At 40.8% G+C, this 12,815-nt stretch carries 11 protein-coding genes; 8 read left to right on the top strand and 3 right to left on the bottom strand.

What is annotated here, in order from left to right; translation table 11 throughout:
• Positions 1-228 precede the first annotated feature (228 nt).
• The 3 genes from G0Q07_RS13670 to G0Q07_RS13660 all read left to right on the top strand — a co-directional run bounded on the left by G0Q07_RS13670 (position 229) and on the right by G0Q07_RS13660 (position 2,958).
• Complete coding sequence (locus G0Q07_RS13670) at positions 229-1,026, top strand: IS982 family transposase (protein ID WP_163344491.1); 798 nt, start codon at positions 229-231, stop codon at positions 1,024-1,026.
• 167 nt (positions 1,027-1,193) lie between these two features.
• The gene (locus tag G0Q07_RS13665) at positions 1,194-2,024 is read left to right on the top strand and encodes an HAD-IIB family hydrolase (protein ID WP_163346999.1); all 831 of its coding nucleotides are present in this window, start codon (positions 1,194-1,196) and stop codon (positions 2,022-2,024) included.
• Between the two features lie 55 nt (positions 2,025-2,079).
• A complete protein-coding gene (locus G0Q07_RS13660) occupies positions 2,080-2,958 on the top strand; it encodes a glycosyltransferase family protein (RefSeq protein WP_163346997.1) in 879 nt (292 codons plus the stop codon).
• A 107-nt stretch (positions 2,959-3,065) separates the two neighbouring features.
• Here the strand turns inward: G0Q07_RS13660 and G0Q07_RS13655 are convergent, their stop codons facing one another.
• Positions 3,066-3,785, bottom strand: coding sequence for a nucleotidyltransferase family protein (locus G0Q07_RS13655; protein ID WP_163346995.1), 720 nt, complete (start codon positions 3,783-3,785; stop codon positions 3,066-3,068).
• A gap of 73 nt (positions 3,786-3,858) precedes the next feature.
• Positions 3,859-4,302, bottom strand: coding sequence for a DUF4293 domain-containing protein (locus G0Q07_RS13650; protein ID WP_163346993.1), 444 nt, complete (start codon positions 4,300-4,302; stop codon positions 3,859-3,861).
• 181 nt (positions 4,303-4,483) lie between these two features.
• On the opposite strand from G0Q07_RS13650, the gene G0Q07_RS13645 reads away from it, so the two are divergent.
• Together G0Q07_RS13645 and odhB are read left to right on the top strand one after the other, a co-directional pair.
• Positions 4,484-7,219 (top strand): 2-oxoglutarate dehydrogenase E1 component, encoded by a 2,736-nt coding sequence (locus G0Q07_RS13645; RefSeq protein WP_163346990.1) that lies wholly within the window; start codon positions 4,484-4,486, stop codon positions 7,217-7,219.
• Positions 7,220-7,230: 11 nt separating this feature from the next.
• Entirely contained in the window at positions 7,231-8,505 is a 1,275-nt protein-coding gene (odhB, locus tag G0Q07_RS13640) for a 2-oxoglutarate dehydrogenase complex dihydrolipoyllysine-residue succinyltransferase (protein WP_163346988.1), read from the top strand.
• 406 nt (positions 8,506-8,911) lie between these two features.
• Here odhB and G0Q07_RS13635 read toward each other — a convergent pair whose 3' ends face one another.
• Entirely contained in the window at positions 8,912-9,346 is a 435-nt protein-coding gene (locus tag G0Q07_RS13635) for a hypothetical protein (RefSeq protein ID WP_163346986.1), read from the bottom strand.
• 249 nt (positions 9,347-9,595) lie between these two features.
• Between G0Q07_RS13635 and glyA the strand changes: the two genes are divergently transcribed.
• The 3 genes from glyA (at position 9,596) to G0Q07_RS13620 (ending at position 12,793) form a co-directional block, all read left to right on the top strand.
• The gene (gene glyA / locus G0Q07_RS13630; RefSeq protein WP_163346984.1) at positions 9,596-10,876 is read left to right on the top strand and encodes a serine hydroxymethyltransferase; all 1,281 of its coding nucleotides are present in this window, start codon (positions 9,596-9,598) and stop codon (positions 10,874-10,876) included.
• An 89-nt stretch (positions 10,877-10,965) separates the two neighbouring features.
• Positions 10,966-11,727, top strand: coding sequence for a sulfite exporter TauE/SafE family protein (locus tag G0Q07_RS13625; protein WP_163346982.1), 762 nt, complete (start codon positions 10,966-10,968; stop codon positions 11,725-11,727).
• A 151-nt stretch (positions 11,728-11,878) separates the two neighbouring features.
• Positions 11,879-12,793 carry a CobW family GTP-binding protein gene (locus G0Q07_RS13620; protein ID WP_163346980.1) on the top strand — a complete coding sequence of 305 codons (915 nt, stop codon included), beginning with the start codon at positions 11,879-11,881 and terminating at the stop codon, positions 12,791-12,793.
• The last annotated feature ends 22 nt before the right edge of the window (positions 12,794-12,815 follow it).

The raw sequence follows: 12,815 nt of genomic DNA, 5'->3' as shown, positions 1-12,815 counted from the left end.
CCGTTGTGCGGTTTAATTTGTTAATAACCTTATTAATATCTATAACTAAAAAAAGTTATGCATAATCATGATATTCAATATCTTAGAAGTATAAAACACCACATTTTTACTTCTGTTATGCATAACTTGAAATCAAATTACGACAGATTCTTTCTCATTACCAAATCTGTATTTAAAAATCGCATCAACTCTTTCGATAATTTCTATTCGTATAGAAACCGCCCAAAGATGTCTGATTGTCAAATTATTGCGTTCTCTATTACTGGCGAGTCACTCGGAATCGACAGCGAAGCTTTTTTGTGGGCTAAAATCAAAAGCGAACATGCTGATGATTTTCCCAACCTAATCGACCGAAGCAACTTTAACCGCAGAAGAAAACGCCTTTATCCTTTTATCGAAGAATTGAACAAGACTGTAGCCGGCTTTCTCAATGCAGGAGAAGACTGTTTCCTGGTTGATTCGATTCCCATCCCTGTTTGCAAGAACGCCCGTGAACAACGCAGCAGGATTTGCAAAGAAAACTTTGAGACAGCACCAAACAAAGGCTATTCTGCTGTTAATAAAACCTGGTATTACGGCTACAAGCTTCATTTGCTTACCTCTGCAAACGGGGTTTTTCATAGTATGGACTTAAGCAAGGCTAGTGTCCATGATGTTCATTACCTGTCGCAGGTAAAGCATTCTGGGCTAAACAATTGTATCCTGCTGGGAGATAAAGGATATTTATCCAGTTCTCAGCAAATTGACCTGTTTTCTTCCTGCAACGTTAAACTGGAAACCCCCATGCGGGCTAATCAAAAAGCTTACACTTTGTACCCACCTGTTTTTAAAAAGTTTAGAAAAAGGATCGAAACATTGTTTTCTCAACTTTGCGACCAGTTCATGCTTAAACGTAATTACGCCAAAACACTTATTGGATTGTCAGTCAGAATACTCACAAAAGTTACTTCGGTGACTTTACTGCAATACATTAATTTAAAGAACGGTAAACCAATTAATAATTTAAAATATGCCCTGGCAGTTTAAACCGCACAACGGGTAACAATACTCAAATGTAGCCATAGCAGTTTCGCACATTAAATTATTTCGATGAACACAAGGGGAAATGCGGCGAACAGGGTTAACGGTAATTTAAAGCTACGAATGATTAAATAATTGATTTTTATCTAATTTTATCGGACTAATTTATGAAAATGAAAAATATAAAACTTGTTGCAACCGATTTGGATGGTACGTTTCTGAAAAATGACCGGACAATTAGTCAGGCAAATATTGATGCTTTGCATAAACTGGGTGATAAACAGATTGTTCGTGTTGCAGCAACGGGGCGGAATTTGCAGAAAGTAAAAGATGTACTGCAGCCCGATTTGCCTTTCGATTTTGTGGTGTTTTCTTCGGGCGCCGGCGTTTACAACTGGCAGAAAAAGCAACTTATTGCCAATCAGAATATAAAAGTGTCGTCGGCCCAAAAGCTGCTTAATCATTTTATTCAACGCGATGTAAATTTTCATGCTTTTTATCCGGTTCCCGATAATCATAAACACTATTATTACCGCGGGAAGGACGATTGCGAAGAGTTTGAACGTTACTTTAAATTTAATGTAGCGTATGCAGAGCAACTAAAAACCAAGGCTTTGCCAAACGGCGAATTATGCCAGTTTCTGGTCATTATTAAACAAGATGAAGAACGGTTTAAACACCTGAAAGCAGATATCGAAGCTTTGTGCCCCGAGATTAGAGTTATCCGTGCATCGTCGCCAATTACTCCCGGGTATATCTGGATCGAGGTTTTTCACCATTCCGTATCGAAAGGAAACGGGGTGAACGAAATTTGTAAACAATTGGGAATTACGCAAGAAGAAACGATGGGGCTGGGAAATGACTACAACGATTTTGACCTGCTGGAATTTACCATGCACTCCTTTTTAACCGATAACTCGCCCCATGAAATAAAAGATAAATATCCGGTGGTACCAAGCAACGAAGATGATGCCTTCGCTTTTTCGGTGCAATCGTTATTTTAGCCAAATTAAATCAGTACTATCGTTCTGGTCATCAAATTTTAGTTCAATCTATCGTATGAAAGTCTGTGGTTTTACATTTATCCGAAATGCCGAAAAATATGATTTCCCTATTGTTGAAGCAATAACTTCGGCTTTGCCCATTTGCGATCATTTTGTAGTTGCCGTTGGAAAATCGGAAGACAAAACCCGAAAAATTATTGAAGAAATCGATCGGGATAAAATTACCGTGGTTGATACGGTTTGGGATGAAAACCTTCGCGAAGGTGGTGTTGTTTATGCCGACGAAACCAACAAAGCTTTTGATGCTATTGGTGATGAATACGATTGGTGTTTTTACATTCAGGGCGACGAGGTAGTGCACGAAAAACATTTGCTGGCGATTAAAAAAGCAATGAAAACAAACCTTGACAGAAAAGAGGTTGAAGGATTATTGTTTCGCTACCGGCATTTTTACGGAACTTACGATTATGTGGGCGATTGCCGGCACTGGTATCGAAACGAGATTCGTGTGATTCGTAATGACAAATCTATCCGTTCGTATAAAGATGCGCAGGGATTTCGGAAAAACGGGGAGAAGTTAAAGGTTGTTCCGGTTGATGCCGAAATTTATCATTACGGTTGGGTACGCCACCCAAAATTTATGCAGGAAAAAGTGGATTCGGTTAAAGCTTTTTACCACGGAATTTCGGAAGAAGAGGCACAAAAAAAAGCATCGGAGCAGGAATTTAACTATGGGACAGAGTACGACGCTCTTATTCGTTTTGAAGGCACGCATCCAAAAATAATGCAAGGCAGGATAAAACGTTTGAACTGGGATGTTAATGTAGATACTGATAAAATTCAGATGAAATTTAAGTACCGTCTGCTTTATCGAATCGAAAAGTTATTTGGAGTGCGTTTATTTGAGTATCGGAATTATGAGTTGCTGAAATAATTCTGTCATTTCGAACGTAGTGAGAAATCTCTAACTTTTCTGCAGTTGGTTAAAGATTTAGCTTCGCTGATTTTCAATTCTCAGTCGTGCCTCCTTCGAAATGACAACTATCGAAACAACTCCCTTGCTTCTTCCAGCTGAGCCGGTTTCCCAACATCCATCCACAATTCTGAATTATCGAAGTAACCTTTTATGTTTTTCGTTTTTGCCAGTTCAAGGTAAACCTGCACAATTGAAAATCGATCTTCAAGCGGCATAAAATCAAAAATTTCAGGTTCAACAATATGAATTCCGCTAAAAGCCATTTCCGTAGCTCCCTGAAAATTATCCGGGTTTGATATTTTTGTTTCTCCCGTTTTTTTATTCATCCAGCCCACCAGATTTTGCTCCGAATCGAACTTAAAGTAACGTTGCGTTTCGCGCTGCCGCACAACCAGCGTTGCAATGCTATTCGATCTGTCGTGTTCTGCAAGCACATCCTTTAAATTTATGTTGCCAAGAATATCTACATTATAAATAAGGATGGGTTCTTCTTTTGAAAATAGGTGGGCGGCAAATTTTAGTCCGCCTCCGGTTTCCAATAATTTGTTGCTTTCGTCGGAGATGAGCACCGGGACATCCCAATCCTTGCTTTTTACAAAATCCATTACCTGTTGTGCAAAATGATGAACGTTAACAACGATCCGGGTGGCACCTGCGGCACTAAGTTTTTCAATGGCATGTTGCAGCAACGGTTTCCCGCCAACTTCTACCAAAGCTTTTGGTTTATTGGTCGTTTCGTCTTTTAAACGGGTACCCAAACCGGCGGCGAAAATCATTGCTTGCATATTGAAAGACTTATAGATTATTAGATGCGAGTAGTGAGATCTGTACCTCCCCATTGGGGAGGTTAGGAGGGGCTTAGCGTATCCTGTCCAGGCTTCTAACCAAAGCTTCGTCTTTTCCGATGGCACGAATAGCCAGCCAATCTAAAATAATAGCTACAATCGGTAAGGCAACGGCAACTTTAAAAGCCACTTTCACTTCATCAAAGCTGGCGTAAGTGAAATAAAAGAACAGTCCGAAAAGCCCGAGCATCAGAATCATGGAGAATCCAAGGATACGGATTTGAAGGATGCGCTTTTTGTATAAAAATATTGTCACCAGATGAAGTACTGCAATAATGCCTATTAGAATCATTAGCGGCAAACCACTAAAAAGTAGTTCTTCATCTTTAAAAATTCCAAAAGCGTTAAAAACATGCAGCTGATCGTTAACGATAATATCTGCAAATTTCTGAATGTATAACGAACCGATCAGCATGCCGGCTACCAGGATAAACAAGGTTTGAATTCTTTGAATCATTGTCTTAAATTTTCAGCAAAAATAGCCAATCAAAATATTTCTCAAAACCAAAATGGCTAAGCTTGCCTAAAAATCATCAGGAAAGCTTAATTTTGATAACAAAAAACTATGATTGCAGGTAAACAATAAAAAAACTGCTTTGTTTCTTCAATATCATATAAAAGTTAATTAAAAATCAACTATGGATAAATTTTCGGCTGTGGGAAACCAGGAACTCGAGGCGATTGAGAACTTATACCAGTCTTATCTTGAGGATCCGGAGTCTGTTGATAAGAGCTGGCAACAGTTTTTTTCGGGTTTTGAGCTGGCCCGCAAGCAGTATCCCGAAAAACCTTCGGGGATAAAACTCGACAATATTGATAAAGAATTTGCTATTCTAAATCTTATACATGGCTATCGTCAGCGTGGACACCTGTTCACCAAAACCAATCCCGTTCGTGCGCGTCGTAAATACTCTCCAACACTCGATATCGAGAATTTTGGTTTGGAAAAAGCCGATCTGGAAAAAACATTTCAGGCGGGTAACGAAATTGGAATTGGAACGGCCAAATTAAAAGATATTATTTCACATCTTGAAGACACTTACTGCCAGTCGGTTGGTGTGGAATATGTGTATATGCGACATCCGGAGGTGGTGCAATGGTTGCGCAAGCGAATGGAAAGTACCAAAAACTCGGAGGAATATACCGAAGAAAAACGGAAACACTTTTTCTATCACCTGAAACTGGCGGTAGGCTTCGAAAATTTTATCCATAAAAAATTTGTTGGGCAGAAGCGGTTTTCACTCGAAGGGGCGGAAGCTTTAATTCCTGCACTTGACGCCGTTATCGAACGCGGTGCAGAACTGGGAATGGAAGAATTTATTCTGGGAATGGCACATCGCGGACGATTGAACGTACTGTCTAATATCCTGGAAAAACCATATGAAAATATTTTTAAAGAATTCTACGCGACTGAATACGAGGACGATATAGCACAAGGAGATGTGAAATATCATTTGGGTTACGAGAATGATGTGGTAACTGACTTTGGCAAGAAAGTAAATTTGAAGCTTCTTCCAAATCCATCGCATTTGGAAACTGTAGCCCCAATTGTTGAAGGCATGGTTCGCTCTCAGATCGAATGCGAATACCAGCGCGATTACAGCAAGGCGTGCGCCATTGTTATTCACGGCGATGCAGCCATTGCAACACAGGGTGTGGTTTACGAAACAGTACAAATGGCGCAGCTTCCGGGATATAAAACGGGAGGTACGATTCATTTGGTAATCAACAACCAGGTTGGATTTACTACACCGTATCTTGAAGCACGATCGAGCACTTATTGTACTGATGTGGCAAAAGTAACACGCTCGCCTGTTTTTCATGTAAATGGCGACGATGTTGAGGCTTTGGTTTGGACAATAAGGCTGGCAATGGAATTCCGTCAAAAATTCCATTCCGATGTATTTATCGATATTCTGTGTTACCGAAAGTACGGACACAACGAGGGCGATGAGCCACGTTTTACGCAGCCAATGCTATATAAAGCCATTTCAAAACATAAAAATCCGCGCGATATCTATGCGGGCAAATTGAATGAACTGGGAATTATGACCCACGATGAATCAAGAGAAGAGATTCGGGAATTCGATCAGTTTTTAGATGGGAAATATAAGGAGTCGGAGAAAATTGAAAAGTTGCAGATTCGTAAATTCCTGGTAAAAGACTTTGAAAACTATGAATTACCATCGAAAGCTCTTTTTAACGAACCTGTTGATACCGCTGTTGGGGAGGAAACCGTGCGATCTGTGGCGGAGAAAATAAATACGCTGCCCAAAGAACTGTCTTTCTTTAAAAAAGTAAATCGTATTATTTCCGACCGGAAAATGATGATCCATGATAACCGTTTGGATTGGGCAATGGGAGAGTTGCTGGCCTACGGAACGCTGGTTGCTGAAGGTCATCCGGTGCGTTTGAGTGGTCAGGACAGTGAACGTGGAACTTTTGCTCACCGCCATGCTTCGTTCGTAATTGATGGATCGGAGAAGAAATATTTTCCGTTAAAACATATATCGGACGATCAGGCACGTTTTAAAATTTATAATTCGCCGCTTTCAGAATATGCCGTAATGGGTTTTGAATATGGCTATGCTTTATCGGAACCAAACGGGTTGACAATTTGGGAAGCCCAATTTGGCGATTTCTATAATGTGGCACAGGTTATAATCGACCAATACCTTACTTCAGCATACGAGAAATGGGGGTTAATGAATAACCTGGTGTTGTTCCTGCCTCATGGATTTGAAGGGCAGGGGCCCGAACACTCGTCGGCACGTCTTGAGCGCTTTTTAGAACTCTCGGCGAATAATAATATACAGGTAGTTATGCCAACCACTCCGGCCAATATGTTTCACATGTTGCGCCGCCAGGTGAAAATGAAAATGCGTGTACCACTTGTGGTTTTCACACCAAAGAGTTTGTTGCGTCACCCAATGGTACATTCAACCATTGAAGAAATGGCCGACGGACATTTTAAGGAAATTATTGACGATCCGGTAGCTGAACCTGATTTGGTAGAGAAGGTTATATTTGTCTCTGGCCGATTGTATTACGATCTGGTAAAATACAAATCAGAAAACGGAATTTCAAATACGGCCGTTGTGCGTTTGGAGCAAATTTACCCGATTCCGAATAAGCAGATCAATGAAGTATTGAGTAAATATTCAAAATCGACCGAATTGATTTGGGCACAGGATGAGCCTGAAAATATGGGAGCGTGGCCGTTTATTAACCGTAAATTAGATTGCCTTGGCTTTAAGGTTGTTGCTCGCCCGGAAAGTGCCAGCCCGGCTGTTGGTCTAATGGATAAACACAAAAAAGGCCTCAACCATATCCTGGAATTAGTATTTAAAGAAAAAGAAGTTGTAGCTTCATAAAAAACCAAAATATGATTATTGAAATCAAAGTTCCCAGTCCGGGAGAATCTATAACTGAAGTTGAAATTGGCAGTTGGCTTGTTGAAGACGGAGCCGTTGTTGCCAAAGATCAGGAAATAGCGGAAGTGGAATCGGATAAAGCCACATTGACTATTACTGCCAGCGAAGGTGGTAAAATAGCATTAAAAGCTGAAGAAGGTGAGGCTGTAGAGGTTGGAGCTGTTGTTTGTACCATTGATACAAGTATAAAGCCAGAAGCCGGAAGCCGGAAGCCGGAAGAAAAAAGCGCTCAGGAATCAACTTCCGATAACGAAAAACAAGCAACCCAGACCGAGGAGTCAACATCCGAAGATGAGTTGAGCGAAGCGAAATCCCGACCGTCAGCGTCGGGGCACGATAAAGTAAAAGTTACATCGGTAGCTAAGGAAATGATGAAAGAGCATGATCTTTCGGTTGACGATGTGATTAACGGTTTGAAAAGATTAGGTAAAAAAGAAGTGGAAGCTGTGGTAAATGCGCCACAGTCAGCTGCAGTGATTCCGCAAAAAGAAGCTACACGCAACGAAGAGCGCCAGCGTATGTCGAGCTTGCGCCGAAAGTTAAGTGCACGCTTGGTTTCGGTGAAAAACGAAACAGCCATGCTCACCACCTTCAACGAGATCGACATGAGCTATGTAATGGATATGCGCAAAAAGTATCAGCAAAAATTTGTGGATACGCACGGATTCAAAGTCGGTTTTATGTCGTTTTTTACCAAAGCCGTTGCCACTGCCATGGATTTCCATCCGATGGTGAATGCGCAGATGGATGGCGAAGAAATAGTAATGCCGCAGTTTGTTGATGTGGGTATTGCGGTATCAACACCAAAAGGATTGATGGTGCCCATTGTCCGGAATGCCGAAAGTAAATCGATACCCGAAATTGAGCTCGAAATCAAACAACTGGCTGAAAAGGCACGTAATAAGAAAATTACAGTTGAAGAATTACAGGGAGGAACGTTTACCATTACCAATGGTGGCGTTTTCGGGTCGTTGCTGTCGACACCAATTCTTAACCCGCCGCAATCGGGAATTTTGGGCATGCATAATATTGTGGAGCGACCGGTTGCTGTTAACGGACAAGTAGTTATCCGCCCAATGATGTATGTTGCACTGTCGTACGATCATCGTATTATCGATGGTAAAGATTCGGTAGGATTCCTGGTAAAACTGAAAGAACTGCTTGAAAATCCGGAACGTTTATTCACCGGAGGAAAAGACGCCGGGGAGTTGATGCTGGGGATTTAGTCTATTGTTAACCGCAAAGACGCTAAGGCGCGAAGATTTCAGTTTGCAGTCGCAGTTGACAGTTGCTGTCATCTCGAAGCGTAGCGAGAGATCTGTTACAAAAAAGTTGCCGGTTTCAGGTTTCAGGTTTCAGGTTGCAAGTTACCAATGTGCATAAAAAGATCCGATCCGTTTAATTTTTAACAATACGGATCGGATCTTTCTGTTAATTGCCACTGCTTGTCATCTAGAGCACAGTGAGAGATCTGTTACAAAAAAGTTACAAGTATCAAGTTGCATTTTTGCTCCACCTCTCAGTGCTCCATTTCTCACATATCCGCAAAAAAGAGATGACATCCTTACTGAGAACTGATTGAAGAGAGAAGAAGCCATTTGATTTTTCAAATGACTTCTTTTTTTTGATGCTCTAATTCTGCGGAGGCATTCCCCCCTGCCCACGCCTTTCTCGTCTTTCTTCCTGCATCACCTGGTATTTCTCCCATTGTTCTTCAGAAAGAACAGCCTTCATTTTTTTGTTTTGCTCTTCACGTGATTTTTGCATTTGCTCACGCATTCCTTCAAATCCGGCACCGCTGTTTTGCATTTCTTCGCGCATGGCAGCCATATTCTCAAAACTCTCTTCCATTATTTCGCGAATTTTCTCTTCCTGCTCGTTGCTTAAATCCAGATTTTCGTCCATATCTTCAATCTGGCGGTCTACCATAGCCTGCGGATCAAAATTTCCGGGACCCATTCCGCCTCCACGGCCAAATGGCAATTGTTGCGAGTTATTGCTTCCGTTGTTACACGACATTAAAAGTGTGCTAACCAACACCATTACTAGAAATACTGTTCTTTTCATTTTAATTTTAGTTAATACGTTAAAAGATTTTGATTATCAGTTGTTTTTAGCTTCTGGATCAGTTAGATGATTTATCTGATTAAAAGTTTAAAATGGTAGCAATAAAAATTAGCTGGTGTCAATTAGCAAAGCGCTAACATTGTCTATCTTAATTGTTCAAAAAATCTCCTAAATTCTACCCGATATCATCAAAAGGCTGAATTAAAATGTATTAACTTTGGGCTTTCATTAAATTAATTCAGTTACAAAATGAAGAGAGATACTTTGGTTTTTGATATTATCAAGAAGGAACACGAACGTCAGTTGGGCGGAATTGAGCTGATTGCTTCAGAAAACTTTGTAAGTGAGCAGGTTTTGGAGGCAATGGGATCGGTAATGACCAACAAATACGCTGAAGGTTATCCTGGAAAAAGATATTATGGTGGATGTCAGTTTGTTGACATGACCGAGCAATTGGCCATCGACCGTATTAAAGAATTGTACGGCGCAGAATGGGCTAACGTTCAGCCGCATTCAGGAGCACAGGCGAATGCTGCCGTGTTAAGTGTTATCCTGAAACCGGGCGATACATTCCTCGGCCTCGACCTTTCGCATGGTGGTCACCTTTCGCACGGTTCGCATGTAAACTCTTCGGGTATTCTTTACAATCCGGTAGCGTACAAGGTAAAAGAAGATACCGGTTTGGTTGATTACGACGAAATGGAAGCGCTGGCTATCGAACACAAACCAAAGTTGATAATCGGTGGTGCATCGGCATATAGCCGCGAGTGGGATTACAAACGTATGCGCGAGATTGCCGATAAAGTAGGAGCGCTATTTATGGTTGATATGGCACATCCTGCAGGTTTAATCGCTGCCGGTTTGCTTGATAATCCTGTAAAATATGCACACGTTGTAACATCAACAACACATAAAACCTTACGCGGACCTCGCGGTGGTATTATTCTTATTGGTGAAGATTTTGAAAATCCATGGGGAATAGCAACTAAAAAAGGAGTGGTTCGCAAGATGTCTTCATTGCTGGATTCTGCAGTATTTCCCGGACAACAAGGTGGCCCGCTTGAGCATGTAATTGCTGCTAAAGCTGTTGCTTTTGGCGAGGCGCTTGAACCGGAATACAAAGAATACCAGGCACAGGTTAAAAAGAATGCTGCTGTAATGGCACAGGCTTTTGTTGATTTGGGTTACAAAGTAATTTCGGGAGGTACCGATAACCACTCGATGCTGATCGACTTGCGTACAAAATACCCGGAGATTACCGGAAAAGTAGTGGAGAATACCATTGTAAATGCTGAAATTACCGTGAATAAAAACATGGTTCCTTTTGATAGTCGCTCGCCATTCCAAACGTCAGGTTTGCGTGTAGGTACACCGGCTATTACAACCCGTGGTGTTAAAGAAGATCTGATGCCAGAAATTGTGCAGTTGATAGACGATTCGATTGCAAACATCAACGACGAGGCTTACATTAAAGCGGTTGGCGAAAAAGTACATCAACTGATGAAAGACTTTCCGTTGTTTGCCTATTAATTAAGAACTTAAGGTTAAAATATAGAGAGCCCGGAATTATTTTCGGGCTTTTTTTATGTTTTCACTTTCTTTAACTATAAATTCGAGCTATGGATATGGAATGGTACATGATATTGGCACTTATAGGAACCGGAATCGCAGCCGGTTTTATTAATACTACTGCTGGTGGTGGCTCCATGTTAACCATCCCTTTATTGATGTTTATGGGACTGCCTGCAAATATTGCCAACGGAACCAATCGAATCGCTATTCTGCTTCAAAATGTGATTGCCGTAAAAACTTTTAAGCAGAAGAACGTACTTGATTTTAAAACTGATTACCGGCTTGCTGTTCCGGCAATTATCGGATCAATTATCGGGGCACTGTTTGCTGTTGAAATCGATGTAGAGCTTTTGAAAAAGATTATTGCCGGACTAATGGTGGTTTTGTTGCTGGTGGTAGTTTTAAAACCAGAAGTATGGATAAAAGATCGGGTAGGGAAGGTCGATCCCAAACCGACGGTACTACAGTATATTATTTTCTTTGGAATAGGTTTATTCGGCGGGTTTATTCAAATGGGAGTGGGCTTTTTTCTGCTGGCCGGCTTGGTTTTGGGTTGTGGTCATAATTTGGTTAGAGCCAATGCTATAAAGGTTTTTATTGTTTTGATCTATACTGTTTTTTCCATCGGGATATTTATTTTTCATAAACAAGTTGATATTGTTGCGGGTTTAATACTTGCCGCCGGAAATATGCTTGGTGCTTGGCTAGGAGTCAATTTTACCGTTAAAGGTGGTGCAAAATATGTGCGTTACGTACTGATCCTGGCCATGATAATTGTGATTCTGAATTTGTTTGGGGTGTTTAGTTAATAAAGCTACAAGTTAAGAGCTACTAGCCACTAGCGAAAAAAAGTTTTGGAAAATGGATTATCTCCCCTCACTGAGGGGAGTGCCCGAAGAGCGAGGGGTGAATCTACACCCCGAAATCGACTTAAGGGGACTTGTTTAGAAGAATGTGAGTATGCAAAATAAAATACCAGTAACCATAATCACCGGCTTTCTTGGGGCCGGGAAGACTACTTTTATCAACTTCCTGTTAAAAACTAATCCCGGTATTCAGTTTACATTGGTTGAGAATGAATTTGGCGATGTGCCTATTGATTCTAAACTAATAAAAGGTGTAGATGCCAGCCAGATGTTTGAGTTAAAACAAGGGTGTATTTGCTGTACAATTTCTGATGAGTATGAGTTGGTTTTAAAAGAGTTGGCCGAACGTTTCCCAAATGTCGATCACCTGTTGATTGAAACAACAGGAATTGCTGATCCGGCGCCAGTGATTCAACCTTTTTTTGCCGAGGAAGACTTAAAGGAATTGTACGAGTATAACGGTGCCATTTGTTTGGTTGATGCCTTAAATTTTGATGATTTACCGGAAGAGGAAATGGCGTTTAGGCAGTTAAATATTGCCGATCTGGTTCTGGTAAATAAAACTGAAGCTCTTGGTCCGAAACAAATCGATGAAATTTCAAAAAAAGTAAAATCAGTTGCTCCCTTGTTAGAAACAGTAATAACAAGTTATGGTGAAGTTGATAAGCTAAATTTGAAGGATCTAAAACGACACTCTTTTAATTCCTATTCTTTTCTTTCGTACAAAACAAATCATGCATTGGTGAAAACCAAAACACTTTCTTTTTCAGCACCGCTGAATAGAAAGGACTTCAATTACTGGCTGGAATATACACTCGACATTTATAAAAGTAAGATCTACCGCTGCAAAGGAGTAGTTTGTTTTCAGAATGAACCTTATGAATATATTTTGCAGGGCGTTGGTGGCCGTTTTGAATTGGAAGAGGGCGATTTAATTTTGGAGGCACCTGAAAGTCACATTGTTTTTATTGGGAAACTGGATGGGCTGGCTTTAGACTTTAATCCTTAAATAATTTTCACGCAGATTTCGT

The sequence above is a fragment of the Draconibacterium halophilum genome (assembly GCF_010448835.1).
GTDB lineage: Bacteria > Bacteroidota > Bacteroidia > Bacteroidales > Prolixibacteraceae > Draconibacterium > Draconibacterium halophilum.
The sequence above is the reverse complement of the archived record's forward strand: the minus strand, read 5'-3'. Positions and strand labels throughout refer to the sequence as shown.

Excerpts from the sequence above, each read along its gene's own strand:
- G0Q07_RS13670 (WP_163344491.1), top strand. The coding sequence starts at position 229 with ATGTCTGATTGTCAAATTATTGCGTTCTCTATTACTGGCGAGTCACTC.
- G0Q07_RS13665 (WP_163346999.1), top strand. The coding sequence starts at position 1,194 with ATGAAAAATATAAAACTTGTTGCAACCGATTTGGATGGTACGTTTCTG.
- G0Q07_RS13660 (WP_163346997.1), top strand. The coding sequence starts at position 2,080 with ATGAAAGTCTGTGGTTTTACATTTATCCGAAATGCCGAAAAATATGAT.
- G0Q07_RS13655 (WP_163346995.1), bottom strand. The coding sequence starts at position 3,785 with ATGCAAGCAATGATTTTCGCCGCCGGTTTGGGTACCCGTTTAAAAGAC.
- G0Q07_RS13650 (WP_163346993.1), bottom strand. The coding sequence starts at position 4,302 with ATGATTCAAAGAATTCAAACCTTGTTTATCCTGGTAGCCGGCATGCTG.
- G0Q07_RS13645 (WP_163346990.1), top strand. The coding sequence starts at position 4,484 with ATGGATAAATTTTCGGCTGTGGGAAACCAGGAACTCGAGGCGATTGAG.
- odhB (WP_163346988.1), top strand. The coding sequence starts at position 7,231 with ATGATTATTGAAATCAAAGTTCCCAGTCCGGGAGAATCTATAACTGAA.
- G0Q07_RS13635 (WP_163346986.1), bottom strand. The coding sequence starts at position 9,346 with ATGAAAAGAACAGTATTTCTAGTAATGGTGTTGGTTAGCACACTTTTA.
- glyA (WP_163346984.1), top strand. The coding sequence starts at position 9,596 with ATGAAGAGAGATACTTTGGTTTTTGATATTATCAAGAAGGAACACGAA.
- G0Q07_RS13625 (WP_163346982.1), top strand. The coding sequence starts at position 10,966 with ATGGATATGGAATGGTACATGATATTGGCACTTATAGGAACCGGAATC.
- G0Q07_RS13620 (WP_163346980.1), top strand. The coding sequence starts at position 11,879 with ATGCAAAATAAAATACCAGTAACCATAATCACCGGCTTTCTTGGGGCC.